General features: G+C 64.0%; 21 protein-coding genes. 16 read left to right on the top strand and 5 right to left on the bottom strand.

The genetic code is table 11. From position 1 onward, the window contains the following. Nucleotides 1-19 precede the first annotated feature (19 nt). The 3 genes from SPITH_RS09845 to SPITH_RS09835 form a co-directional block, all read right to left on the bottom strand. Complete coding sequence (locus tag SPITH_RS09845) at nucleotides 20-472, bottom strand: Dps family protein (RefSeq protein ID WP_014625512.1); 453 nt, start codon at nucleotides 470-472, stop codon at nucleotides 20-22. A 99-nt stretch (nucleotides 473-571) separates the two neighbouring features. Next, a complete protein-coding gene (locus SPITH_RS09840; RefSeq protein ID WP_014625511.1) occupies nucleotides 572-1,009 on the bottom strand; it encodes a Fur family transcriptional regulator in 438 nt (145 codons plus the stop codon). Nucleotides 1,010-1,053: 44 nt separating this feature from the next. Beyond that, nucleotides 1,054-2,295, bottom strand: a complete 1,242-nt coding sequence (locus tag SPITH_RS09835) for a THUMP domain-containing class I SAM-dependent RNA methyltransferase (protein ID WP_014625510.1) — start codon at nucleotides 2,293-2,295, stop codon at nucleotides 1,054-1,056. Between the two features lie 158 nt (nucleotides 2,296-2,453). Here SPITH_RS09835 and SPITH_RS09830 point away from each other — a divergent pair, with 158 nt between their 5' ends. Genes SPITH_RS09830 through SPITH_RS09820 form a run of 3 tightly spaced genes read left to right on the top strand, consistent with a single transcriptional unit; the run spans nucleotide 2,454 to nucleotide 4,794 of the window. Beyond that, a complete protein-coding gene (locus SPITH_RS09830) occupies nucleotides 2,454-3,104 on the top strand; it encodes a TetR/AcrR family transcriptional regulator (RefSeq protein ID WP_245523382.1) in 651 nt (216 codons plus the stop codon). Next, on the top strand, nucleotides 3,101-4,012 hold the full coding sequence (locus tag SPITH_RS09825; RefSeq protein ID WP_014625508.1) for an ABC transporter ATP-binding protein: 912 nt from the start codon (nucleotides 3,101-3,103) through the stop codon (nucleotides 4,010-4,012). Before SPITH_RS09830 ends, SPITH_RS09825 begins: the two co-directional genes overlap by 4 nt. Continuing rightward, nucleotides 4,009-4,794 (top strand): ABC transporter permease, encoded by a 786-nt coding sequence (locus tag SPITH_RS09820; protein WP_014625507.1) that lies wholly within the window; start codon nucleotides 4,009-4,011, stop codon nucleotides 4,792-4,794. The genes SPITH_RS09825 and SPITH_RS09820 overlap by 4 nt, the downstream gene beginning before the upstream one ends. A 43-nt stretch (nucleotides 4,795-4,837) precedes the next feature. Here the strand turns inward: SPITH_RS09820 and SPITH_RS09815 are convergent, their stop codons facing one another. Beyond that, on the bottom strand, nucleotides 4,838-5,068 hold the full coding sequence (locus tag SPITH_RS09815) for a CDGSH iron-sulfur domain-containing protein (protein ID WP_014625506.1): 231 nt from the start codon (nucleotides 5,066-5,068) through the stop codon (nucleotides 4,838-4,840). A 170-nt stretch (nucleotides 5,069-5,238) separates the two neighbouring features. Between SPITH_RS09815 and SPITH_RS09810 the strand changes: the two genes are divergently transcribed. From SPITH_RS09810 to SPITH_RS09795, 4 genes are all read left to right on the top strand, one after another. After that, on the top strand, nucleotides 5,239-5,934 hold the full coding sequence (locus SPITH_RS09810) for a rhomboid family intramembrane serine protease (protein WP_014625505.1): 696 nt from the start codon (nucleotides 5,239-5,241) through the stop codon (nucleotides 5,932-5,934). A 43-nt stretch (nucleotides 5,935-5,977) separates the two neighbouring features. After that, on the top strand, nucleotides 5,978-6,832 hold the full coding sequence (locus SPITH_RS09805; RefSeq protein ID WP_014625504.1) for an SDH family Clp fold serine proteinase: 855 nt from the start codon (nucleotides 5,978-5,980) through the stop codon (nucleotides 6,830-6,832). A gap of 99 nt (nucleotides 6,833-6,931) precedes the next feature. Further along, complete coding sequence (locus tag SPITH_RS09800; protein WP_013314651.1) at nucleotides 6,932-7,246, top strand: Trp family transcriptional regulator; 315 nt, start codon at nucleotides 6,932-6,934, stop codon at nucleotides 7,244-7,246. Beyond that, nucleotides 7,221-8,573, top strand: a complete 1,353-nt coding sequence (locus SPITH_RS09795) for a TrpB-like pyridoxal phosphate-dependent enzyme (RefSeq protein WP_014625503.1) — start codon at nucleotides 7,221-7,223, stop codon at nucleotides 8,571-8,573. Before SPITH_RS09800 ends, SPITH_RS09795 begins: the two co-directional genes overlap by 26 nt. A 62-nt stretch (nucleotides 8,574-8,635) precedes the next feature. On the opposite strand, the gene SPITH_RS09790 is transcribed toward SPITH_RS09795, so the two are convergent. Continuing rightward, complete coding sequence (locus SPITH_RS09790) at nucleotides 8,636-10,708, bottom strand: adenylate/guanylate cyclase domain-containing protein (RefSeq protein WP_014625502.1); 2,073 nt, start codon at nucleotides 10,706-10,708, stop codon at nucleotides 8,636-8,638. 57 nt (nucleotides 10,709-10,765) lie between these two features. On the opposite strand from SPITH_RS09790, the gene larC reads away from it, so the two are divergent. The 9 genes from larC to SPITH_RS09745 all read left to right on the top strand — a co-directional run bounded on the left by larC (nucleotide 10,766) and on the right by SPITH_RS09745 (nucleotide 24,031). Continuing rightward, the gene (gene larC, locus SPITH_RS09785; protein ID WP_014625501.1) at nucleotides 10,766-12,127 is read left to right on the top strand and encodes a nickel pincer cofactor biosynthesis protein LarC; all 1,362 of its coding nucleotides are present in this window, start codon (nucleotides 10,766-10,768) and stop codon (nucleotides 12,125-12,127) included. Between the two features lie 37 nt (nucleotides 12,128-12,164). Then, nucleotides 12,165-12,992 (top strand): ATP-dependent sacrificial sulfur transferase LarE, encoded by an 828-nt coding sequence (gene larE, locus SPITH_RS09780; RefSeq protein WP_245523381.1) that lies wholly within the window; start codon nucleotides 12,165-12,167, stop codon nucleotides 12,990-12,992. Nucleotides 12,993-12,996: 4 nt separating this feature from the next. Next, complete coding sequence (larB, locus tag SPITH_RS09775; protein WP_174266724.1) at nucleotides 12,997-13,728, top strand: nickel pincer cofactor biosynthesis protein LarB; 732 nt, start codon at nucleotides 12,997-12,999, stop codon at nucleotides 13,726-13,728. Between the two features lie 115 nt (nucleotides 13,729-13,843). Beyond that, nucleotides 13,844-14,506: an HAD family hydrolase gene (locus tag SPITH_RS09770; protein ID WP_014625498.1), complete on the top strand. Its 663-nt coding sequence runs from the start codon at nucleotides 13,844-13,846 to the stop codon at nucleotides 14,504-14,506. Nucleotides 14,507-14,525: 19 nt separating this feature from the next. Then, nucleotides 14,526-19,595: a SpiroCoCo family coiled-coil protein gene (locus SPITH_RS12835; protein WP_014625497.1), complete on the top strand. Its 5,070-nt coding sequence runs from the start codon at nucleotides 14,526-14,528 to the stop codon at nucleotides 19,593-19,595. A gap of 91 nt (nucleotides 19,596-19,686) precedes the next feature. Next, on the top strand, nucleotides 19,687-20,424 hold the full coding sequence (grpE, locus tag SPITH_RS09760; RefSeq protein WP_014625496.1) for a nucleotide exchange factor GrpE: 738 nt from the start codon (nucleotides 19,687-19,689) through the stop codon (nucleotides 20,422-20,424). A 1-nt stretch (nucleotide 20,425) separates the two neighbouring features. Continuing rightward, complete coding sequence (gene dnaK, locus SPITH_RS09755) at nucleotides 20,426-22,324, top strand: molecular chaperone DnaK (RefSeq protein WP_014625495.1); 1,899 nt, start codon at nucleotides 20,426-20,428, stop codon at nucleotides 22,322-22,324. Nucleotides 22,325-22,345: 21 nt separating this feature from the next. After that, the gene (gene dnaJ / locus SPITH_RS09750; RefSeq protein ID WP_014625494.1) at nucleotides 22,346-23,500 is read left to right on the top strand and encodes a molecular chaperone DnaJ; all 1,155 of its coding nucleotides are present in this window, start codon (nucleotides 22,346-22,348) and stop codon (nucleotides 23,498-23,500) included. Between the two features lie 87 nt (nucleotides 23,501-23,587). Beyond that, complete coding sequence (locus SPITH_RS09745) at nucleotides 23,588-24,031, top strand: hypothetical protein (protein WP_014625493.1); 444 nt, start codon at nucleotides 23,588-23,590, stop codon at nucleotides 24,029-24,031. Nucleotides 24,032-24,034 lie beyond the last annotated feature (3 nt).

The following is a 24,034-nucleotide window of genomic DNA, read 5'->3' as shown; positions in this document are numbered from 1 at the left end:
CTTTTCATCCGTGATGGTCTCAGGCCGAGAAGGCCTTGAGCATCCAGAGCTCCTTTTCGTAGCGCTGGAGTGATCCGGTGAGTAGGTCCACCGTCCCCGGGTCCCCTTCCTTTTCGGCTACGGCGATCCCCCGATGCAGGGCCTCCACCAGGGTGGAGAAGTCGTCCACCAGGTGTCCCACTATCTCCTCGGCTCGGTACACCTTTGCGGGGGCCTCTTTGAGGGATGCCCTCTCGAGATACTCCTTGAGCGTGGAGACGGGCCTGGAGCCGATCATCAGGATGCGCTCCGCGACATCGTCTATCTCCTCGGCGACCTCGTCGTAGTACTCCTCGGTCTTTGCGTGGAGTGTGAAGAAGGCCGGGCCCTCCACGTTCCAGTGGAAAGACCTGAGTTTCTGGTAGAGCACCGAGAGATCGGCGAGGTACTCGTTGAGAAATCGTGCGGTTTCGGGATTGGATACGGCAGCCATGTGGCACCTCCAAAATTGGTATTTATACTAATTTGTAATTAGTACAATTTAAGTATACCAAAAATCCCTCCTCCCGTCTACCCCTTGGATTCCCGCCGGTCAATTCGTGCGTGTGCAGGAGGGACAGACTCCCTTGAGGTAGAGGTGCGATTCCTCGAGTCTGAAACCGGGAGGGACCCTGAGAGCTGCGGAGAGTTCCTGGGGGAGGGGGAGGTCGTAGAGCGCACCACAGCGCACACACTTGAAATGGGCATGGGATGGGTCGGCGATGTCGTAGCGGAATTCGGTCCCCTCGATGGTGAGCTCCTGGGCGATGCCCTTCTCGACGAAGAGCCTCACCGTATTGTAGACGGTGGTCTTGGAGAGACCGGGTACGTGGGGGAGGAGGTCCTGATAGATGGTATCCACCGTAGGATGGGTGTCGTGCTCGAGCAGGTACTCGAGGACGAGGACCCTCTGGTGGGAGACCTTTATCCCGTGTTCCCTGAGGACGGCCACTGCATCTTTTTTTCGTAAGGCCTCTGCTGTTCTGTTCATATACACTCTGTAATGATTCCAATATCGACTATAGTGTAAATATACTACGCTTTGGGATCGCTGTCCACCCGTTGTGGACCGACGTAGATCGCAGAGACGGGTATGCCCCCGTGGTTGAATCGAGCCACGAGGCGTACCGAGAGCCCCGGAGTGAAGGACGACCCGATGCGTGAGGGGAGGAGGAAGAGCCCCCACCAGCCGGGGAAGACCTGCACGAAGTGGCGGAGCACGTGCGTGTGAAGGTCCCGGGGAAGGGGAAGGCGTCCGCCGTACGGCAGGTTGCTCACGAGGAGGCCCCGCTCGCCCCCCAGATGCTGCGCGTCCAGGGCGAAGAAGTCCCTCTGGAGGAAGCGGATCCCTCTTTCGACTCCCGCCCGGCTCGCATTCGCCCGCGCCGCCTCCACCGCCTCGCCGTCCACATCCCCCGCGATCACCCGTCCCCCTTTCGCCTCCCCTTCCGCCTTCCTCCGCACGAAGCCCCACGCGCCCTCCCTGTGCCAGGGCATCCGCTCGAACAGGAACCCCCTTCCCCTCCCCGGCGCCACCCCGTACACTGCGAAGGCCGCCTCCACCGCGAGCGTGCCGGACCCGCAGAACAGATCCGCCACCACAAGGTCATCCGGCACCCGCGGCCATGCGCCGCACACCCTCAGCGCCCTCCGCACCAGCCCGGCCGCCAGGTGCTCCCGCAGTGGCGCCTCGCCCTGCACCACCCGGTAGCCTCGGAACGAGAGGGCAGGCCCCGTCGTATCCAGGAGGATGCGGCACCGGTTGCGCACCCCCACCACGCACACCCGCTGCACCCACGCTCCCCCGGTCCCCTCGTCCCAGCGCACCGCGGTCCCCACCGCCTCCCTGAACCTGCGCGCCACCGCATCCCGCACCGCCCCCGCCGCCCGACCCTCGTGGCCGATCGGACTGTGTGTGAGCCGTGCCTCCACGCGTATCGGGAGGAGCGGGTTGAGGAAGACCTCCCACGGCACCCGCACCGCGCCGGCGAAGAGGCCCTCGGCGGCCGTGGCGTGGAAGGAGGCCACCTCGAGCCACACACGAGAGGCCGTCGCGAGGTGGAGGTTGAGGCGGTACACATCCTCCTGCCGTCCCTGCACCCCGAATCCCCCCTGTTCCCGTACGGGCGCATACCCCAGGGCTACCAGCTCCGCCTCGAGCTCGGGGAGAAACGCCTCCACCCCCTCCACGAAGATGCGGTGCTCCTGTGCCTTCACGTGACGCCTTACCCGCCGCTCGAAGGCCGGGGTGCGCGTATAGTCGGGAAGTCCCTCCATGGACGGAAAGCCTACCAGACGGACGCGTGAAAGATAAAGTACCGCTTGACAAGAGGAGAAACCATGCCTTATTATTGAACATGTGTTCGTTTTTGAGAGGGTGTCATCCCCCGATGGCATCATGCCTCTCGCCGCAACAAGGACCCGAGAGGAGCGCCGTGCAGTATAAAAAGGACGATGTGCGCATGCGTATCCTGAGGGCGGCGCAGGAGGAGTTCATGGAACACGGGTTTTCCGGCGCATCGATGCGCCGCATCGCCCGTCTCGCCGGTACCTCCACCTCCAACCTCTACACCTACTTCCCTTCGAAGGAAGCCCTCTTCGAGGCCCTGGTGGGTGAGCTCTACGCATCGCTCCTCGACCTCTTCCACCATCACCATGACGAGGGGTGGCACAGTCCTGCGTGGGCTGTGGGTGGGGAGCTCGAGACCTTCCGATCCTTCTTCGACTTCATCGTGGAGCAACGGATCCCTCTCATCCTCCTCTGCAAGAAGAGCGGGGGAAGCCCCTTCGCAGGGACGCTCCCTCTCTTCGTTCGGGCCATGGCGGACAACATCCTTCACCACTTCAAAGAGGACAACACCCTCCCGGGGCACCTCCACGAGCCCCTCGCCCGGGCGCTCGCCCGCGCCTTCTGGGAAGGACTCTTCACCCTGCTCGAGACACACCGCACCGAGGAGGACCTCGAGGAGCTCGTCTTCACCTATGTGGTGAGGAGCACGGTGGGAGGATGGTTCAGGGGGGACAGGGCACTCTCGTTTTTATCTCAGCTCGAGGAATCCCACACCGATCCCAGGAGGAATACATGACTGCCGTGGTGAACGCCCGAGGACTCGGGAAGCGATTTCGAGATTTCTGGGCCGTCCGTGACCTCGATCTTACGCTTGAACCAGGTGTGATTTACGGGTTCGTCGGCCTCAACGGCGCCGGCAAGACCACCACCATCCGCATGCTCCTGGGAATGATACGCCCCACCACCGGGAGCGTATCGCTCTTCGGGAAGCCCCTCGGCGCCGACCCCTCGGTCTTCAATCAAGTGGGTGCCCTCGTGGAGCAGGCCGCGGCCTATCCACTCCTCACCGCCGAGGAGAACCTCCGTCACGCCGCCCTTCTTAAGGGTCTGGATCCTTCTCTCACCGTGCCCCGCGTCATGGAAGAGCTCGGTCTTGTGCCGTACGCCCGCGTGCAGGCCCGCCATCTCTCGCAGGGAAACCGACAGCGGCTGGCCCTCGCCAAGGCCTTTCTGGGAGATCCCCAACTCCTCCTCCTGGATGAACCGGGGAACGGTCTCGACCCCCAGGGTGTGGTGGAACTGCGGACTATGCTCCGGAGGCGGGCCAACGAAGGTGCCGCCATACTGGTGTCGAGCCACATGCTCGACGAACTCTCTCGGGTGGCCGACCGGATAGGGATCATCCACCAGGGGCGTATGGTCGTTCAGTTCTCGAGTGACGATCTCTCGAAGTGGGTGCGCAGGTCGCTGGTGCTCACCACGGTGGACAACGGCCGCGCGCTCGGCGAACTTCGAGCCGCCGGGTATGAGGTGACTCCCCGGGGAGAAAGGCTCGTGTCGACCGACGAGAGAGCTCTCTCAGCCCCAGAGCACATCGCCGCTCTCCTCGTGGAGGCGGGGGTGCCTCCCCGGACCATGGAACTGCAGCAGGAGACCCTCGAGGCGCTCTTCATGCGACTCATTCGGCAGGAGGTACTCGTATGACGTACGGACGCATGGTGCACGCCGAGCTTCTCTCGCTCAGGCGATCGCCCATTGTGTGGCTCAGCGCTCTTGCCATGGCCTTCGGTACCACGATGGTGGGGCTCATGATCTACCTGATGATGCATCCCCATCTCATCCCCTCCACCGGTCTCCTCCGAACCAAGATCTCCCTCTTCTCAGCCGTGACCACCTGGGCGGGCCACCTCGCCATGCTCTCCCAGATGACCGCAGTGGCCGGTATGGTGATGGGCGGCTTCGTGGCGAGCTTCCTCTTCGGCAGGGATTTCCTCTACGGGACCTACCGGGATCTCCTCGTGGTGCCCGCAGGGAGGGGGGTGGTCATCCATGCCCGGTACACCGTGTACCTTCTATGGAACACCGCGCTCCTCCTGGAGGTGATAGGCCTGGGTCTCATATTCGGCCGGGCGTTAGGTCTTCCCGGATGGGAGGGAGGGCTCGTGTGGGCCGGATTCAGGAGGCTCGTCACCACAGGCGTGCTCGCCATGTCCCTGGGTACGATCATCGGGTGCGCGGCCCTCCTCGTCCGGGGGGTCTTCGGTCCTATAGGCGTGCTCGTGCTCTGTACGGTGTTGGGTCAGCTCTTCCCTCTCGTGGGGGGAGGCGGGTACTTCCCCTGGTCGGTGGTGGCCATCCATTCCGGTGCCGCGGGCGAGGAGGCCCTCCACCTCCTCTCACCGGCGAGCTATGTGCTGGTGGTCCTCACCTCGGCCGCGGGATACGCGGGGTCGGTCCTCCACTGGGTGAAGGCCGATCACCCCTGACGATGAGAAAGGGGTGCAGGCCCTGCTGCACCCCGGCCGCTTTTCAGGGACAGAGCATGTGGGTGCCGTCGCAGAACGGCTTGTTGCTCGACTGGCCGCACGTACAGAGCCTGACCACTTCCTCCTGTTCTACCTTGTACTCGTAGGGAGTGAAGCCCGTTCCCTCGTGACTCTTGCCGTCACAGTAGGGGAGGGTGGTGCTCTTCCCACACATACAGTAGTGAACCACTCCGGGTTTTTCCTTTACTTCGATAGGGCCTTTCTTCTCGCTCATGGAGTGCTCCCTTTTACAATGAAATCACTACACACATGGTAATGGATTGTAGGAAGATTGTAAACAAAAAACGTGCGTTTTTCCATCTGCAAGATGTCCGTCGTGCGTAAAGATGACGATAGTGCAGATAGTTAGTATGTTTTCTCGGGAAGAGAAAGTAAGGAGGTCTCATGCTTCCGATCAAGGATACGGTACGCTCGTGGTCGTTTCCCTGGGTGAACTGGGGGCTCATCGTCACGAATGTGCTCGTCTTTCTCTGGATGGTGGGGCTGGGGCCTGAGGCGGAGCTCGTGGTGCGGCGCTTTGGACTTACCCCTGCGTATGTGGTGGGGAGTGGAGATCCCGGGGTGTTCGTGCAGTTCCTCACCGCCATGTTCCTCCACGGTGGATGGGCACACCTGTTCAGCAACATGCTCGCCCTCTACATCTTCGGCGACAACGTGGAGGACAGGCTGGGGAGCGGGCGCTACCTCATCTTCTATCTCCTCTCTGGCATTGCAGCTTCGGTGGTGCACATCGCCCTGTTCCCTCACTCCACCGTGCCCATGGTGGGGGCGAGCGGTGCCATAAGCGGGGTACTCGCCGCCTATGTGCTCATGTTCCCCACCGCCCGTGTGATCACCCTCATCCCTGTGTTTTTCCTGCCCTTGTTCGTAGAGATCCCTGCGCTCTTCTACATAGGGGGCTGGTTCGTCTCTCAGCTCCTCAACGGCTTTGCCACGATCGTCACCGGGGTGGGGGCTTTCGGAGGTGTGGCGTGGTGGGCCCACGTGGGCGGTTTCGTGGCAGGGGCCCTCATGCTCCCGGCTTTCAGGGCCCGTACCTACAGGCGGCGGGTCTACCGTGACGAATACTTCCCCTGGTAGGGGCATACGATGTTTCACATATCATACGCGCAAGGAGGGTCACATGGATCTGTGGTGGTTGTTCTGGTTGTTCCTCATCATCTCCTCGCTCCAGCCGGTCCTGAGACAGAACATGCTGGAGAGTGCACGGCTCAAGGCCTTGAGGGCACTCGAACGCAAACGGAAGAGCAGGGTCATCACCCTCATCCATCGCCAGGAGACCATGGGGTTTCTCGGGTTTCCTCTCGTGAGGTACATCGACATCGACGACTCCGAGGCCGTGCTCAGGGCCATCAAGATGACCGACGACGATGTCCCGATCGACCTCATCCTCCACACCCCGGGAGGCCTCGTGGTCGCCGCCGAGCAGATCGCCTACGCCCTGAAGAAGCATCCGGCGAAGGTCACGGTCTTTGTCCCCCACTACGCCATGTCGGGCGGCACGCTCATCGCCCTGGCCGCCGACGAGGTGGTGATGGACGAGAACGCGGTCCTCGGCCCGGTGGATCCACAGATCGGCCAGCAGCCTGCGGCGAGCATCCTCAAGGTCCTCGAGCGGAAGCCCATCGCCGAAGTGGACGACGAGACCATCATCCTCGCCGACGTGGCGGAGAAGGCCATCCGCCAGGTGAAGCGGGTGGTGAAGACCCTGCTCGAAGGGCGTCTCCCCGGGGACAAGGTAGAGGAGATCGCCACCAGGCTCGCCACCGGCGAGTTCACGCACGACTATCCCATCACCGTGGACGAGGCACGAGAGCTGGGGCTTACCGTGAGCACCGAGATGCCGGCCGAGGTGTACGAGATCATGGCCCTCTACCCCCAGACCGCACAGAGGAGGCCCTCGGTGGAGTACATCCCCTCGCCCAGGACGAAAGAGGGAGAACCTCCCCGGTTCAGGAACGGATCGTCGCGCACATGATGGTGGCCCCTACGGGGGATCCCGCTCCGGTGCCGGATCACCGGAGTTTTTTTGTAGATTTCCCTTTACAAATCTCATATATCAGGTTATCATGTTTCTATGGGAAAAAACGATGTACGCAACTACTACAACGAGCTCGTGGAGGCCATCGCCTCGGTCGATGACCCGGAGAAGCTCGCCCGTTTCTTCGATGAGCTCTTCACCCCTGCCGAACGCGCCCGCTTCGCCCTCAGGTGGGAGCTCATGGTGCTCCTCGCGCACGGGTACACCCAGCGCGAGGTGGCCGACCGTCTGGGGGTGAGCCTGTGCAAGGTGACGAGGGGAGCGAAGATCCTCAAGAATCCTTCCTCGGTCACGTGGGAACTGCTCGAACGTATGGAGGAAGCGCATGCAAAGAAAAATCCTGCTCAGTGAAAAGGATCTTCCCTCGCACTGGTACAACATCCTCGCGGACCTGCCGGGTGGGCCGCTCGACCCGCCCCTCCATCCGGTCACGAAGCAGCCGCTCTCGCCGGATGAGCTCTCCGCCCTCTTCCCCCGGGCCCTCATCGAACAGGAGATGAGCGGCGAGCGGTGGATCGAGATTCCCGAGGAGGTGCGGAAGATCCTCGCCCTCTGGCGGCCCACGCCGCTCTACCGGGCCTACCAGCTTGAACAGGCCCTCGAGACCCCGGCTCGTATCTACTTCAAGTGGGAGGGTGCCTCTCCTCCGGGTTCCCACAAGCCCAATACCTCGGTGGCCCAGGCCTACTACAACAGGAAGGAAGGGATCACCAGGCTCACCACGGAGACGGGGGCGGGCCAGTGGGGGAGCAGCCTCGCCTTCGCGGGCAGGCTCTTCGGGATGGAGGTGCGGGTCTACATGGTGAAGGTGAGCTACGAGGGCAAGCCCTACAGGCGCATCATGATGGAGACGTGGGGCGCCGAGTGCATACCCAGTCCCTCACCCCGCACCAAGGTGGGCAAGGCCATCCTCGAGAAGGATCCCGACTCGCCCGGTTCCCTCGGTATCGCCATAAGCGAGGCCGTGGAGGAGGCGGTGGAACGGGAGGACACCCACTACGCCCTCGGTTCGGTGCTCAACCACGTGCTGCTCCACCAGACCGTGATCGGCCTCGAGTGCAGGAAGCAGCTCGAACTCGCGAGTGACTATCCCGATGTGGTCATAGGCTGTGTGGGTGGGGGATCGAACTTCGGGGGTATCGCCCTTCCCTTCGCCTACGACAAGATCCATGGGAAGGACGTACGCCTCGTGGCGGTGGAGCCGTCGGCGTGTCCCACCCTCACCAAAGGGGTCTATACGTACGACTACGGCGACACGGGGAAGATGACCCCCATCGTGAGGATGCACACCCTGGGGCACGACTTCGTCCCGCCGGGCATCCATGCAGGAGGCCTGCGGTATCACGGCATGGCGCCCATCGTCTCACGTCTGGTGAAGGAGGGGGTGGTCGAGGCCCGTGCCTACCATCAGAGGGCGGTCTTCGAGGCCGCGGTCCTCTTCGCCCGCACCGAGGGGTTCATCGTGGCGCCCGAGACGGCCCATGCGATCAAGGCCTGCGTGGACGAGGCCCTCGCGGCGAAGGAAGAAGGGAAGGAGCGGGTCATCCTGGTGAACGCATCGGGTCACGGGCACTTCGACATGGCGGCCTACCAGCAGTACTTCGAGGGCAGGCTCGAGGATTACGAGTATCCCGAGGAGAAGATCAGGGAGGCGCTCTCGGCGCTCCCCCAGGTCTGAATCCGTTCTCCGCACGGACGGGAGGGCGTCCAGTCGGACGCCCTCTTCATGTGTGTGGCGTCTCAGAGGATTTCGGGATGGCCGCTCTCGAGCCGCTGGGTCCCCTCCCCGGTGTGGATCTGCACGCGTTTGAGGTAGAAGGCCGCCGCCTTGTCCTCGGGTGCGTGGGAGAGCACCTCCAGGAAGCCCTTCTCGGCCTCGTCCAGTGCTCCCAGGCAGTAGGCGTAGAGCGCTCGTTCGAACATGGACGCGGTCGATCGCTTCACCGCGTCCTCAGGATCTATGACCTCGAAGAGGGGGATCACCCTCTGGGGGGTGCGGAGCCGGCCCAGGAACCGGTAGGAGGACTCTTCCACCCTCGCGAGGGCGGGGAAGAGCTGGTCGGTGATGAGGACCGCGGCTCCGAACACCCGGGTGAGCCCCTCCACCTCGGCGGCCAGGGAGAAGACCTCCCCGATGCCGGTGTAGGCGAGTCTGTCGCCCGCGGAGACCATGGCGAGGAGTGCCCGGCCATGGGAGGCGCCGATGGAGAGACCTGCGGGTTCGTAACCTGCGGCGGCACGGCCCGCGTTGTACTCACGCAGGAAGCGGAACAGGGCGAAGATGCTCTGCACCGCTTCCTCGGGCTCGCCGGGGAAGAGGAAGGTCATCTTCTCTCCCAGGAAGGACTCGAAGATCCCGCCGTGGTCCTTCACCACGGGGATGATCTGGCGGGCGTAGGAGGAGAGGAAGGCGCTCGTCTGGTGCGGGGCTATCTTCTCCGAGAGCGAGACGAGAGGCATGAGTGAACAGACCATCACCGAGAGCTCGCATGTGGTGTGTTCCCCTCCTCTCAGGCTTTCCACTCCCTCCTTGCCCAAGAGGCGCAGTATGGTGAACGGCACGAAACGGGAGTAGAGGGTGGCCATGGTCTCGGCCTTCCAGGAGGCCTCCCTCATGGCATTGTACACGTGAGCGTACTTGCGTGCGAGGATGAGGGCCTGGACGAGGAGGAAGACGATGAGGCCGTACTGGGAGAGGTACCCGCTCCCCCTCTGGTAGATGCTGAAGAGCACGTCGTTCATCACCGTGAAGGTGAGGACGAGCATACCCATGGTGAAGAGGAGGGCCTGTTCCCTCCGATGGACGAGGGCCCGTACGAGCCAGGCGAGCAACACCAGACACGAGGCGACGAGGTAGTACTCGTAGTAGATGTGGAGTTCGGTGAAGAGACGGAACGGAAGGAACACCCCCATGAGGGTGAAGGCCCCGGTGACGGTGTAGTGGAGGACGGAGAGGGGGCGTAGCTCCTCGTGGGGGAAAAGCCGGTGGAAGTAGAGGAACAGCGACGCGGCCGCGACATAGACGGAGATGATCTCCGCCCTGATGAGGAGGGGGCAGGGGAGGAAGGAGAGGAGGTCGTGGAGGAACCGTGTCTCGGTGAGCCCGGCACGGAGGGCGAGGGAAGAGGCGAAGAGCCCGAAGAAGAGGTATTCCTTCTCCTTCGAGCGGGTGAAGAAGAGGATGAGGTGGTAGACGGCGATGATGAGGATACTCCCGAAGACGAACAGGTCGAGCATGAGTTTGCGCTCGTGGAAGGAACGTACGGCCGAGGCGTAGCCCAGGTAAGGGGGATTCTGGAGGCCTCCGAGGCGGTCCTCCACGTTCTGGACCTGGAGCCAGAGGTCGAATTCCCCCGAGGGAGGCCAGAAGGTGATCATCCGGGTGCGGATGCCTGCGACATGGCGGGCGGCATCGGGCGAGATGCGGCCTTCCTCGAGGATGGTCTTTCCCCCGAGGAGGAGGCGATGGGCGCTCGTGATGTTCTGGAGCCTGATGGCGAGAGGTTCCTCCGGAGGGTGCTGAGGGAGGATGAGATGGAACCGGTAGGTGGCGTACCCAGCGGCCGGGAACGGCACACCGGTTCTCGGGTTGACGGCCCGCGTCCACGGTCTGTCGACCGGGAGGAGGAGCGTGGGGCCTTCACGCGGCGGTTCCTGGATGAGCCTTTCCCAGTAGAAGGGCACGTTCCCTTCGAGGAAGGTGCCGTGTGTGAGGTCCTCTCGTTCGAGACGATAGATTCCCCCCTCACCCTCCAATGCGCCGAGCAACCCTCCCCCCAGCACCAGAAGGTACAGCAGGCGGTGAATCTTCATTATATTTCCAGTATGTGACAGAATGGGGAAATCCTCAAGTTTTTTCGGGAGGACTCGGTGAGAAAGATTCTCTACTACGATTGCAGTGTGGGTATCGCAGGGGATATGAACCTGGGGGCGCTCGTCGACCTGGGGGTTCCGGTGGAATACGTGAGGGAAGGACTCTCCTCGCTTGGAGTCGACGAGCCGCTCGAGTTCGACGTGTGGGAGGAGGAACGCGCCGGGATAAAGGGGAAACGGATCAAGGTGAGGGGCGTGGAGGAGTGGGTGGAGGAGGATGCCGAAGGGTCGCATCCTCATGAGGAGGATCATGGTCATGCGGGACATAGCCATGCCGAAGGGGCAGCCCATGGGCATGGGCACGCCACCCATCTCCACCACGACGAGGGGCGCTCCCACCATGGGAAGGGATCTGCCCATCACCACCATCACGAGCACCGCACGTTCGGGGAGATCGCTGCGCTCATCGAACGGAGCGGGTTGTCCGAAGGGGTGAAGAGGCGGTCGCTGGCCATATTCCGCACGATCGCCGAGGCCGAGGCGAAGGTCCACGGCAGCACCCCCGAAGAGGTGCACTTCCACGAGGTGGGGGCCAAGGATGCCCTGGTCGATGTGGTGGGGGCGGCCCTCGCGCTCGAGTACCTCGGTGTGGACGAGGTGTGGGCCTCGCCCGTGCAGCTCGGTGGGGGGTGGGTGAGGTGCGCCCATGGCGTCCTCCCCGTGCCCGCACCCGCCACGGCGGAGATCGTGAAGGGTATGCCGGTGCGTATGGGACTCGTGGAGAGGGAGCTCACCACCCCCACGGGGGCGGCCGTCCTGGCGGCGGTGGTGGACCGGTTCGTGGAGCGGCCCGCATTCGTGCCCCTGCGGGTGGGCTACGGGGTGGGAACCCGCAGGCTCTCCGTACCGAACGTGCTCAGGGTCTACCTGGGGGAGGCTTCCGAGGGGCTTGCCCGCACGGAGCAGGTGGTGGTCTCCTGTACGGTCGACGACATGCTCCCCGAGGATGTGAGCCGGGCGGTGGATGTCCTCCTCGAGGCCGGGGCCCGCGATGTGGTGGTGCGACCCGTGATCATGAAGCGGGGGCGTCCGGGCCATGAGGTTTCGGTCCTCGCCGATCAGGCCCTCGCCGAGAGGATGGTGTATCTCCTCCTCCGGCATACCACCACGTTCGGGTGCAGGCTCCACACCGTGGGCAAGGTGGAGCTCGAGCGTTCTTTCGAGGAGGTCCAGACCCCTTACGGCACGTTCAGATTGAAGCGAGCCTCGCTCGGGGGGGAACCTTCCTCGGTCAAGTGGGAGTACCGCGACCTGGAAGCGTCCTCCCGGCGGACCGGGATACCCATCCCCCGGCTCAGGGCCCTCCTGGGAAGGTACCTCGCAGACGCGTATGGACAGAAAGGGGATGGGCGTCTATGATTTTCGGGGTGAAATGCTCATGAATCAGGGGGCGGATATGGATCTTTCTCTTATCGAAAAAGAGGAAGATAGGCTCGTGGAGGTCCTCAAGGGATATGGCAGGATCGCGGTCGGTTTCTCTGGAGGGGTGGACAGCACCTTCCTCGCCGTGGTGGCGAGGGAGGTGCTCGGGAAAGATGCGGTGAGGGCCTATACCCTCCTTCCGCCCCATGTGGCACGTTGGGAGGCCGCGGAGGCGGCCGAGCTCGCGCGGCGCTTCGACCTGCCACACCGCCTCATCGAGGTGCCGTTCGTCGAGGAGGTCCGGGAGAACCCTCCCGATCGGTGCTACCGGTGCAAGCGGATCCTTTTTGGGGCCATCAAGCGGATGGCGGAGGAGGACGGGTATCCGGTGGTGTGCGACGGCACCAATGCGAGCGATCCCGAGGAGGACAGGCCGGGGATGCGAGCCCTGAGGGAGCTGGGGGTGAGGAGCCCGCTGCGGGAGGCCGGTCTCACCAAGGAACGGATACGGGATCTCTCCCGCGCGTTCGGGCTTCCCACCTGGGACAAGCCGCCGTACTCGTGCCTCATCACCCGGATTCCGCACGGTGTTCGTGTCGACGAGGCCCTCTTCAGGCGTATCGAGGAGGCCGAGCTCCTGTTCCTCAGGGCGGGTTTCCGGCAGGTGCGGGTGCGCCATCACGGGGATCTGGCCCGGATCGAGCTCGGGAGTGACGACCTCGAGCGTTTCCTCTCCTCCGGGGACCGGGACGGGATCGTGGCCCGGTGCAAGGAACTCGGGTACCGCTATGTGACCCTCGATCTGGAGGGCTACAGGACGGGGAGTATGTCCGTCAAGGAGGGCACCTGTGGATCGGCGTGAGCGGATGCGTCGTCTGCTGGCCGCCTACCGGGAGGGGCGGGTGCCCGAGGAGGAGGCGATCTCCCGGCTTGAGGAGCTCTCCTTCGTACGGCTCGGACACTCCACGCTCGACATGGCGAGGCCCGTGCGTACGGGTCGGGGCGAGGTGGTCTTCGCGGAGGGGAAGAAGACGGAGCACCTCCTGGAGATCGTGGAGGTCTTTCTCTCGCGGGGGGAGAACCTCCTCGTCTCGCGGGTGAGGGAGGACCAGCTGGGGCCTCTCCTCGAACGGTTCCCACGGCTCGTGTACCATGCCGAGGCGCGGTGCTGTACCCATGTGGCGAGTCCTCCTCCCCCCTGCGCCCACCGTGTGGGGGTGGTCACTGGCGGCACCTCGGATGTGCCGGTGGCCGAGGAGGCTGCGATCACCTGCGAGTTCTACGGGGTGGGGGTGGAGCGGGTCTACGATGTGGGGGTGGCGGGGATCAACCGACTCCTCGCCCGCCTCGAGGAGATGCGCTCCTTGCGTGCGCTGGTGGTGGTGGCCGGGATGGAGGGCGCCCTTCCCAGCGTGGTGGCCGGCCTCGTGGACAGACCGGTGATCGGCGTGCCCACGAGCGTGGGCTACGGCGCCGCCCTCGAGGGGATGACGCCTCTCCTCGCCATGCTCACGAGCTGCGTCCCGGGGCTCGCGGTGGTGAACATCGACAACGGATTCGGTGCGGGCTACCTCGCGAGCCTCATCGCGAGGCTCTGATCGTTCCGCATTCCTCCCCGAAAGTCCTATGTCTCGAAGATTCCGTCACTTGCACTATGCCTTGCATTTTCGACCGACTGCCCGTATTATACTACCAAAACCAGAGAGAGGCTGCATGGACCTTAAGGCGATCGCATTCGATCTGGACGGTACGCTCTATCCGCACTACATGATGTACCTGGCCTCCCTCGGGCTTGGGGTGAGGCATCCTCGCCTGGTGTGGCACTTCGGACGGGTACGGAGCGAGATCAGGAGGGTGCGGCCCATCGACGACTTCAGGGCCGTACAGGCGAGGATGCTCGCAGGCAGGATGGGCATCTCCGAGGAGGAGGCGCGTTCCCTCATCGAGGAGAAGATCTACACCCGATGGGAGCAATCGCTCAGACGTCTCAGGCCCTACCCTCATCTTAAGGAGGTACTGGCGGCCCTGGCGGAGGATGGGTATCGTCTCGCGGTGCTCTCGGATTTTCCCGTATTGGCCAAGCTGGAGTTCCTCGGGCTCGACGGGTTCTGGGACGTGGCGATGTGCACCGAGGAGTCGGGATACCTCAAACCGAATCCCGAGCCCTTCCTCCTCCTCGCCGAACGGTTGGGTTTCGTGCCGGAACAGATCCTCTACGTGGGCAACAGCTATGCCTATGATATAGTGGGCGGACATGCGGCGGGCCTCAGGACCGCCCACCTCGTACGCAGGCCTCCGAAGGGTTCGATCGCCGACGTGAGTTTCCGCACCTATCCCGAGCTCCTCACGTGGGTGCGGGGCATGCGATCGTCCTGAAGGGGGTATGGGAGGGGATATGATTACCGTGATGGACATTGTCATCCTCGGCCTGGTGGCCGCGGCGCTCGTCGTCTTCCGTCAGCTCGACAGGAACAACCGGAGCCTCGAGAAGGTGAGGAGGTATGCGGACAGGGTGAAGGAGGATCTCGACGCCCTCGTCCAGGAGCGTACGGCGCGGCTCCGCGACATCACCATAGAAATCGACACCTATCAGAATACCCTCCGCGAGATGCTCTCCTACATGGAGGAGCGGCTCGGTCAGATCCGTGAGCGTGACAGGGAGGTGGGTGAGCTCGAGAAGCGGATCCAGGAATACGACAGGGTCCTCGCCGAGCTGGTGGATATGACGGCTCGGGCCGAGGAGAACCTCTCCCGGATCAGGAACGAATCGGAGTTCATTGATCGGGTGGGCAAGCGGGTCCGGGTGGTGGCCGCCCAGCTGGAGAAGGTGGAGAAGGCCCTGCCCGGGATGCTCAAGCGGTTCGCCCAGCTCAACGGTGAGCAGCTCGCCCAGGTGAAGGCCGAGGTGCAGTTGCAGGCGAGGAAGGAGGTGGAGGACCTCCACCGCGAGGTGGAGGCGGCTCGGGAGCGGCAGGAGGATCTCGCTGCGGCCGTGGAGCGCCAGGGCGAGAAACTGCGGACGCTGGGGATCGAGGCCGAGGCCCTCCTCAAGGAGCGGTTCGGCGAGCTCAAGGCGGCCCTCGAGCAGGAGGGGGAGGGTGTGCTGGAGCGGATCCGAGGGCGTGTGGAGGAGCTCACCGGCCAGGTGGAGACGCTCCTCCAGGACCTCGCACGACGTCTCGCCCGGGAGAGGGAAGGGGTGGATGGGCTCGTGGAGGGGCTGCGGGAGCGATGCAGGGCCGTGGCGGCCGAGCATGGGAAGGCTCTGGAGGATGCCGCGAAGCGTGCGGCCGCGCTCGAGGATCAGGCCTTCGCCAGGGTGGTGGCGCTCGTGAAGAAGCGGGAGGAGGGGCTCCTCTCCTCCCTGGAGCGTTTCTCCGGCGAGGTGGCGGGTCGTGTGGAGGAGGTGCGGAGCGGGGTGGAGGAGCAGCTCTCCCGTGTGCGGGCCGATGTGGGGCTCTGGGAGGGGGAGGCGAGGAGCCTCCTGGAGGCGAAGGATGCCCAGATCAGGGAGTGGCTCGCGGGTCGTGAGGCGGCGCTCGGCGAGGCCCTCGCCGAGGTGCGTACGTCGTTGGAGCGCAAGACCTCCGAGCTGCTGACCGAGGTGGAGACGTGGGCGAACCGGGTGGACGAGGAGCTCCAGGAGGTGGAGCGGATGGTGCAGGGCAAGGCGGAGGAGGTGGAGGCCGGGGTGTTCCGGCTGGAGCAGGAGCTCGGGGAGCGGGTCGAGGAAGCGAGGGAGCGGGTGCGGGAGGAGGTGGAGGGGATCCTCCTCAGGGTGCACCAGGACGTGGAGGCCCAGACGGGGAGCCTGCGGGCCGATGCGGTGCAACAGCTCGAGGCCCTCAAGGAGGAACTGGATCAGGCGAGGGGAAGGGTGGAGGAGGTCTTCTCCGACCTCAAGGAGCAGGTGGACGGGTGGACCGCGAGGATGGAGGACTACACGTCTTCCCTTGAGGAGCGGATCTCGCGGCTCACTGCGCAGGCTGGCGAGTTCGAGGCCCGGCAGCGGGAGACGTTCGGGGCATTGGAGCGGGCCTTCCAGGATGAGGCGGCACGCCTCAGGGAGGAGCTGGGACGGGCGCAGGAGGTGCTCAGGGAGGAGCAGGAGCGGGTCGTGGGGGTGTTGGAGGAGCGGTTCAGGGAGCTCAAGGGGTTCGCGGCGGAGGAGGGCGAGTCGCTCAGGGACGAGGTACGTGCGCTGTTGGAGAAGCGGAGGGCCGAGGCGCGTGATATGGTGGAACACGGTTTTGCGAAGATCCGGGCCGTGCTCCAGCAGCGCGAGCAGCAGGTGGAGAAGGAGCTGGAGCGGGTGCTCGGTGAGGCGGCGTCCTGGGAGGAGCGGCTCTCCCTCCGCATGGAGGCCCTGGAGCAGGGGGTGGGGGAGCGTGTGGCTGCGATGGAGGGGCGTGTGGCACGGCTCGAGGAGCTGCAGGACTCGAGGTTGGGTGGGCTCAGGACCGAGCTCGAGGCGCGGCTCGAGGAGGTCAGGGAGGGTCTTCTCGCCGATGTGGACGGGTTCGTCCAGGAGAGCAGGGACTGGCTCGAGCGGGTGAGGGGGGAGCTCGATGCAACGATGGGGGGGGTGAGGGAGCGGATGAAGGAGTACGAGGCAGGGCTTCGGGATGAAGTGGCGGCGTTGGAGGGGCGGGTCACGGAGTGGCAGGAGGGGGTGGTACGGCGTGTGGAAGGGGTGGATGAGCGGATGAGGACCTTCGAGGAGGAGGGGCGTGGGAGGATGGCGCAGGTGCGCGAGGACCTCGAGCAGGCCCTCGTTCGGCTCGAGCAGGAGCTTTCGGGAGCGGCTTCGGCCGTGGAGGAACGCGGACGGGAGATGGTGGGGGCGGTGAGGAGCGAGGTGGAGCGTATGGTCCGGGAGTTCGGCCGGGAGGTGGAAGCCTTCCAGGAGCGTCTCCAGGGTCAGCTCGGAGCGCTCGACGAACGGATCGCCCGGTGGGAGGCCGAGGTGCAGGAGCGGCTCCTCGGGGCGGAGGAGCGTGTGGAGGGCCAGATGGGAGAGTTCGAGGGCAGGGTGGTGGCCTTCGTACGGACGCACGAGGAGCGCCTGGGTGAGGTGGAGGGGCGGCTCGAGGGGAGGGTGCGGCAGGTGGAGGAACAGGAGGCGGCCCTTGGGATGCGGGTGGGCGAGGTGGCGGACGAGGTGCGCAGGCTCCTCGCCTCGGCGGAGGAGCGGCTCGAGGCCGAGCTCGGCGCCTTGAGGGAGCGGATGCAGGGGCGGCAGGATGAGATGTGGAAGGCGGTGGAGCAGCGGGGGGTGCAGAGGGAGCAGGAGGTCCTCGCCGCCTTGGAGGCCCAGCTCGCCGAGTATGCGGGTGACCTGGAGTACCGGATGCGGAGGGTCGAGGGCGTGAGCGCCCAGATCCAGGATCTGGAGGATGCCCTTTCCAGGATGCTGGAGGCCACCAGGGAACGTATCCATCAGGAACAGGAGCGGTTCTACCAGGGGCTCAAGGAGGCCGGCGAGAGGGACAGGGAGGCGGTGTTCGCACGGATGGAGGAGGTTCGTGCCGAGCTCGGAACCCTCCAGCAGGAAGTGGAGGCCCTCAAGCAGGAGGCGTACGATCGTATCTCTTCGAGGCTCACGGCCTTCGAGGAGGGGTTCTTCAAGGACCTCGAGGCCCGCGGCGAGGAGTTGGGAGCGAGGGTCGCTGCATGGGAGGAGGAGTTCGAGCGGAAGCTCGTGGAGGTGGGAGCCCGGCAGGAGGAGGAACGGGCCAGACTCGAGGAAACCCATACCGGAGAGATGCGTGCCAGGCTCTCTGAGTTCCAGACCAGGCTCTACTCCCAGCTGGAGCGCTTTCAAGACCAGGTGGGCCAGTTCGAACAGAGCCTGAGGGAGAGGCTCGACGCCCAGGAGGAGACCCTCAAGGGCTTTCAGGAGACGATCGCAGCGAGGATCGAGGAGCTGCGACGGCAATCCGAGGCTTCGGTGGCCCAGGAGCTCGCCGCCCATGCGCAGAGGGTGGAGGAACAGATCCTCTCCCACCGGGCCGACGTGGATCAGCGTCTCGACGAGGTGCGGGAACGTCTCAGGCAGCACGAGACCTCGGTGGAGGCCATGCTCCAGGCCGCGAGGGAGGACCTGACCCGTTGGCAGTCGGATCTTGCGGCAAAGCTTTCCTCTGCGCGGGGCGACCTCTCCGGCCAGATCGATCTGCTCAGATCACAGATGGAGGAGAGCCTGCAGATCATCAGGGAGACCTTCGATGCGGAGCGCCAGCAGGTCCTCGATGCGGCCGAGGAGCGGAGGGAGGCCCTCGTCGCCCGCCTGGGGGAGGTGGAGGAGGGGATGGCCGTCCTCTCCGGACGCCTCGATCGGGTCACGGAGGAGGCGTTCCAGGCCTTCTCGGAGCGCTACGGTGCCCTCCAGGATCGCTTCGAGCAGTATCGTGAGGAGGTGCTCCAGGAGGTGGAGGACAGGACACGGGAGTTCAAGCATTTCCTGGTGGATACCAGGAACCAGTTCACCACCCTCCAGCAGCGCCTGTTCGCCAAGCTCGAGGATGACGGTGCGCGGCTTTCGTCCACGCTCACCGAGATAGAACGCCGCCAGAAGGCCTTCGTCGAACAGACGAGGATATTCGACCGGGCCGATCACCTCAAGGAGGTGCTCGAGCGCAACCTGGCTCTCCTCAAGGAGGAGATCTCCAGGGTGGAGGCTCACCTCAAGGAGACGAGGAGCATGGAGGGGCAGTTCCAGCAGGTGAAGAAGCTCGGGGAAGAGGTGTCCGGCAGGCTTGCGCGCTTCCTCTCCGAGCGGAGACGCATAGACAGCCTCGAGGACGATTTCAAGCGTCTTCTCGGCCTCTCTCAGGCGGTGGATCTGAAGCTCCAGCAGATCACCGACAGCCACGACGAGATCCAGGCCATCCAGGCCCGACTCAGGGCCATCGAGGAGGCCCAAGGTCAGGTGGAGCGGGCCTTCGAGCGTCTCGAGAAGCGGAGGCAGGTAATCGAGGTGACCACCGAGGCCGTGGATCGCAACTTCCAGATGATCCAGAAGATAGAGGAAGAGCTGGAAGGCTACCGAGAGATCCTGGACGCCCTCCCGGAGCGGGTGGAGGAGATCAGGATCCAGGTGGAGCGGGTGGCGTCGGAGGAGGGGCAGATAAGGGCGGCCGTGGAGAAGCTCGGCACGCTGGATGCGCTGCTTGACGAGATGGAGGAGCGGGCCGGACGTCTCCAGCAGGCGAGGGAGTGGCTCGCCCGTACCGAGACACGCCTCGAGGAGGTGGCGAAAAAGGCGGAGGAGCAGGTGAAGCTCCTGGGAACCCTGCTCGAGGGGGAGGAGAAGCGGAGGAAGGATCGCGGCGCTCCCACGCTCTCGGAGCGGGAGACGGTCATCAAACTCGCACGGCAGGGATGGAGCGTGGAGGAGATCGCGCGTGCCACCAGGCTCAGCAGAGGGGAGGTCGAACTCATCCTCGAGATCCCGAAGCAGTAGGGTGTGCGAGGTGGGTTGACGGTGCTTTTCCTCTGTTAGTATTTTTCGGACTGACAACAAGTTTCATACTCTAAAAGTGTGGAGTCGGGGAATGACACGGGAGAAGAACGAGGAACTCCAGGACAAAGAGGAGCGCATGGATAACGAAGAGACACGACCGCAGGACGAGGCCTCTGGAGACTACGAATCCTCCGGTGGTGGGACCGATATCCAGGAAGGGGATGCGGACCACCCCTCTGCGGAAGGAGAGGGAGAGCGGGAGCTCACCCCTGAGGAGGAACTTGCGAGCCTCAAGGAGCGCAGTGCCGCGCTCGAGGAGGAGAATGCCTTCCTCCGGGACGCGTATCTCAGGGCACGGGCCGACTTCGAGAACTACAAGAAACGCATGCAGCGGGAGACCGAGGAACGGGCGAAGTTCCTCACCCAGAAACTCCTCGAGGATCTCCTCCCCGTACTCGACGACTTCGAGCGGGCGATAGAGGCGGCCGAGCAGACCGATGACGTGAAGACCCTTCACGAGGGTGTGGCCATGATCTCGGAGCGGCTCCATGCGGTTCTCGAGTCCCGATGGGGACTGGTGAAGTTCTCCGCAGCGGGACAGCCCTTCGATCCGAACCGCCACGAGGCCCTTCAGATGGAGGAGGGGGACTTCGAGGAACCCACTGTGATAGAGGAGTACGAAAAGGGCTACGCCCTTCATGGACGCATACTCCGGCCTGCGCGCGTGAAGGTGGGAATGCCTGCGCGCAATCGGTCCGAGGAGACCCAGGCCGTCTGTACTCAGGAACACACGCCGGATACAACTTCCGAAGGAAAAGGAGAGGAGTGACATGGGAAAGATCATAGGAATCGACCTTGGAACCACCAACTCGTGTGTCGCCGTGATGGAAGGGAACGAACCGGTGGTGATCGCCAATTCCGAGGGACAGCGGACCACGCCTTCCGTGGTGGCCTTCCTTCCCAATGGTGAGCGGCTGGTGGGGCAGCCAGCGAAGAACCAGATGATCACCAACCCGGAGAACACCATCTATTCCATCAAGCGGTTCATGGGGCGCCAGTACAGCGAGGTGGGCGAGGAGATCAGGATGGTGCCCTACAAGGTGACCCAGGATTCCCGCGGGGCCGTCCGGGTGGAAGTCCTCGGGAAGCAGTATTCCCCCGAGGAGATCTCCGCGGCCATCCTCCAGAAGATGAAGAAGACGGCCGAGGACTATCTCGGAGAACCCGTGACCGAGGCCGTGATCACCGTGCCGGCCTACTTCAACGATGCCCAGCGTCAGGCGACCAAGGACGCGGGGCGCATCGCGGGGCTCGAGGTGAAGCGTATCCTCAACGAGCCCACGGCAGCGGCCCTCGCCTACGGGCTCGGCAAGGATCAGTCCAAGGAGCAGAAGATCGCGGTCTTCGACCTTGGGGGCGGTACGTTCGACATCTCCATCCTCGAGCTGGGGGACGGCGTGTTCGAGGTGAAGTCCACCAACGGTGACACCCACCTCGGGGGCGACGATTTCGACCAGCGGATCATCGAGTGGCTGGTGGAGAACTTCAAGAAGGACTACGGCATCGACCTCTCCCAGGACAGGATGGCCCTCCAGCGCCTCAAGGAGGCGGCGGAGAAGGCGAAGAAGGAGCTCTCCACCCTCCAGGAGACCGAGATCAACCTGCCGTTCATCACGGCCGATGCGTCGGGGCCGAAGCACCTCAGGTATACCCTCACGCGGGCGAAGTTCGAGCAGCTCATCGAGGACCTCCTCGAGCGTACCAAGGGCCCGTGCCACAATGCCCTCAAGGATGCAGGCCTCAAGCCCGAGGATGTCGACGTGGTGATCCTCGTGGGTGGCTCCACGCGTATCCCCGCGGTCCAGCGGATCGTGAAGGAGATCTTCGGCAAGGAGCCGCACAAGGGTGTGAACCCCGATGAGGTGGTGGCCATGGGGGCGGCGATCCAGGCGGGTATCATCGCGGGAGACGTGAAGGACGTGCTCCTCCTCGATGTGATTCCCCTCTCGCTCGGTATCGAGACCCTGGGCGGGGTCTTCACTAAGATCATCGAGAGGAACACGACCATCCCCACCAGGAAGACGCAGATCTTCTCCACCGCCACGGACAATCAGACCGCGGTGACGATCCACGTGCTCCAGGGTGAGCGCGAGATGGCATCGCAGAACAGGAGCCTCGCGCGGTTCGACCTCGTGGGTATTCCTCCTGCCCCGCGTGGGGTGCCTCAGATCGAGGTGACCTTCGACGTGGACGCCAACGGTATCCTCCATGTCTCGGCGAAGGATCTCGCCACCGGCAAGGAACAGAAGATCCGTGTGGAGCCGACCTCCGGACTCAACGAGGCGGAGATCCAGCGCATGATCAGGGAGGCCGAGGCGAACGCAGAGGCCGACAGGAAGGCCCGTGAACGCGCGGAGGCCAGGAACGAGGCGGACAACCTCATCTACTATACTGAGAAGACCCTTCGGGAGCTGGGTGACAAGGTGGGCGCGACTGACAGGGAACAGATAGAGAAGGCGATCGCGGATCTCAAGGCGGTGATGGATTCGGGTTCCACCGAGGAGATCAAGGCGAAGGTCGAGGTGTTGCGCCAGGCTTCGTACAAGATCGCCGAGGAGGTCTACAAGCGGGCCCAGGCCGGCGGCGATGTCTCCGGTGGTGCTCAGGGTGCTTCCGGGAAGGGCGATGTGGAAGATGCGGACTACGAGGTCGTGGACGACAACAAATAAGACGAAGACTGGGGTGATGCCTTGGCAAAACGCGACTACTACGAGGTCCTGGGGGTGCCCAGGAGTGCCACGAAGGATGAGATAAAACGGGCCTACCGGAAGCTCGCCCTCAAGTATCACCCGGACAGGAATCCGGGGGACAAGGAGGCCGAGGAGAAGTTCAAGGAGATAAGCGAGGCCTACGAGGTCCTCTCCGACGACAGGAAGCGGGAGGCCTACGACAAGTTCGGTTTTGCAGGGCTGGAAGGGATGGCCGGAGGCCCGGGAGGCGGTGCCTCCGGCGATTTTTCCTCCGTGTTCCGTGACTTCGAAGACCTCTTCGGCGGATTCGGAGATTTCGGTGACATCTTCGACACCTTCTTCGGAGGGGGGCGACGCTCCTCCCGTGCCCGCGCCCGGAACGAACGGGGGGCGGACCTGCGTTACGACCTGGAGGTGGATTTCCTCGATGCAGCCTTTGGGCGCAAGGTGGAGATCGCCTACACCCGACACGCCGAGTGTTCGAGTTGTGACGGCACGGGATCGGCGGACGGGAGGGGAAGGACGGTCTGCCCGGTCTGCGGTGGTGCGGGGCGTGTGCGGAGGAGTTCCGGCTTCTTCTCCATCACCACGGACTGTCCTCAGTGTGGTGGAGCCGGTTACGTGATAGAGCGTCCCTGCAGGGTGTGCGGGGGGACCGGCGTGGCGCAGAAGACCCAGCGCCTCAAGGTCACCATTCCTCCGGGGGTGGAGGACGGCGAGCGTCTCCACATCCCACAGATGGGGGATGCCGGACCGCACGGCGGGGGGCCGGGCGACCTGTACGTGGTGATCCACGTCCGGCCCCATCCCCACTTCAAGCGGCGCGGAGCCGATGTCTACTGTGCCGTCCCTGTGAGTATCACCAAGGCCATCCTGGGCGGAGATGTCCTCATCACCGGGCTGGAGGGGAGACAGATAAAGCTCCGGATCCCGCCCGGGAGCCAGCACGGTCGTGTGCTCCGCATCAGGGGCGAGGGGCTTCCCCACCGTCACAATCCTTCCACCCGGGGGGATCTCTACGTGGAGCTCCACGTGAAGGTCCCTGAGCATCTCTCGGCTCAGGAGCGGGAGCTCCTCCGGCAACTCGACGCCCTGATGGGGGACACCGATTCGATGAAACCCCTCCCCGCCGACGAGATCATGGCGCTCAGGTGAGGATGCGGCACGTTTTCCTCAAGCGGGTTCCTCTCCCCTGACGATAACTATGCTAGTGAGCCAAAACGCGGACCTGAGGAGTCTACAGTGAATCGGACGGGACTTGTGATCGCCCTGGTGGCCTTGTTGGGAGGGGCCTTCCCCCTCGTCGGGCAGGAGAGGATGAATCCGGTGGACGAGAACGATGACGGGGTGGAGGATCAGTGGCTCGAGCTGGGAGAGGAGGATACCTTTTGGTTCGTCTACGACACGAACTACGACGGTATCGTCGACTACCGGGCACAGATGGACGAGGAGGGGAGGAAGCTCTACGAGGAAATGGACTACAATCTCGACGGAAGGATGGATGACTTCTACTATTACGAGAAGGGTATCCTCATTCGGGAGGAGGTGGATACCAATTTCGACGATGTGATCGATCTGTGGGTCTTCCTCGAGGACGGGGTCTTCGTCCGGAGGTACGAGCAGGATACGGACTTCGACGGAGAGATCGATCTCGTCAAGGACTATGCCGCCGAGGAAGGGGAATGAGAC

The sequence above is a fragment of the Spirochaeta thermophila DSM 6578 genome, assembly GCF_000184345.1.
GTDB classification, from domain to species: domain Bacteria; phylum Spirochaetota; class Spirochaetia; order Winmispirales; family Winmispiraceae; genus Winmispira; species Winmispira thermophila.
This window is presented reverse-complemented; position numbering and strand designations above follow the sequence as displayed.

Bases quoted from the DNA above. Each gene is read 5' to 3' on its own strand.
- SPITH_RS09845 (WP_014625512.1), bottom strand. From the start codon at position 472: ATGGCTGCCGTATCCAATCCCGAAACCGCACGATTTCTCAACGAGTAC.
- SPITH_RS09840 (WP_014625511.1), bottom strand. From the start codon at position 1,009: ATGAACAGAACAGCAGAGGCCTTACGAAAAAAAGATGCAGTGGCCGTC.
- SPITH_RS09835 (WP_014625510.1), bottom strand. From the start codon at position 2,295: ATGGAGGGACTTCCCGACTATACGCGCACCCCGGCCTTCGAGCGGCGG.
- SPITH_RS09825 (WP_014625508.1), top strand. From the start codon at position 3,101: ATGACTGCCGTGGTGAACGCCCGAGGACTCGGGAAGCGATTTCGAGAT.
- SPITH_RS09820 (WP_014625507.1), top strand. From the start codon at position 4,009: ATGACGTACGGACGCATGGTGCACGCCGAGCTTCTCTCGCTCAGGCGA.
- SPITH_RS09815 (WP_014625506.1), bottom strand. From the start codon at position 5,068: ATGAGCGAGAAGAAAGGCCCTATCGAAGTAAAGGAAAAACCCGGAGTG.
- SPITH_RS09810 (WP_014625505.1), top strand. From the start codon at position 5,239: ATGCTTCCGATCAAGGATACGGTACGCTCGTGGTCGTTTCCCTGGGTG.
- SPITH_RS09805 (WP_014625504.1), top strand. From the start codon at position 5,978: ATGGATCTGTGGTGGTTGTTCTGGTTGTTCCTCATCATCTCCTCGCTC.
- SPITH_RS09800 (WP_013314651.1), top strand. From the start codon at position 6,932: ATGGGAAAAAACGATGTACGCAACTACTACAACGAGCTCGTGGAGGCC.
- SPITH_RS09795 (WP_014625503.1), top strand. From the start codon at position 7,221: ATGCAAAGAAAAATCCTGCTCAGTGAAAAGGATCTTCCCTCGCACTGG.
- SPITH_RS09790 (WP_014625502.1), bottom strand. From the start codon at position 10,708: ATGAAGATTCACCGCCTGCTGTACCTTCTGGTGCTGGGGGGAGGGTTG.
- larE (WP_245523381.1), top strand. From the start codon at position 12,165: ATGGATCTTTCTCTTATCGAAAAAGAGGAAGATAGGCTCGTGGAGGTC.
- larB (WP_174266724.1), top strand. From the start codon at position 12,997: ATGCGTCGTCTGCTGGCCGCCTACCGGGAGGGGCGGGTGCCCGAGGAG.
- SPITH_RS09770 (WP_014625498.1), top strand. From the start codon at position 13,844: ATGGACCTTAAGGCGATCGCATTCGATCTGGACGGTACGCTCTATCCG.
- SPITH_RS12835 (WP_014625497.1), top strand. From the start codon at position 14,526: ATGATTACCGTGATGGACATTGTCATCCTCGGCCTGGTGGCCGCGGCG.
- grpE (WP_014625496.1), top strand. From the start codon at position 19,687: ATGACACGGGAGAAGAACGAGGAACTCCAGGACAAAGAGGAGCGCATG.
- dnaK (WP_014625495.1), top strand. From the start codon at position 20,426: ATGGGAAAGATCATAGGAATCGACCTTGGAACCACCAACTCGTGTGTC.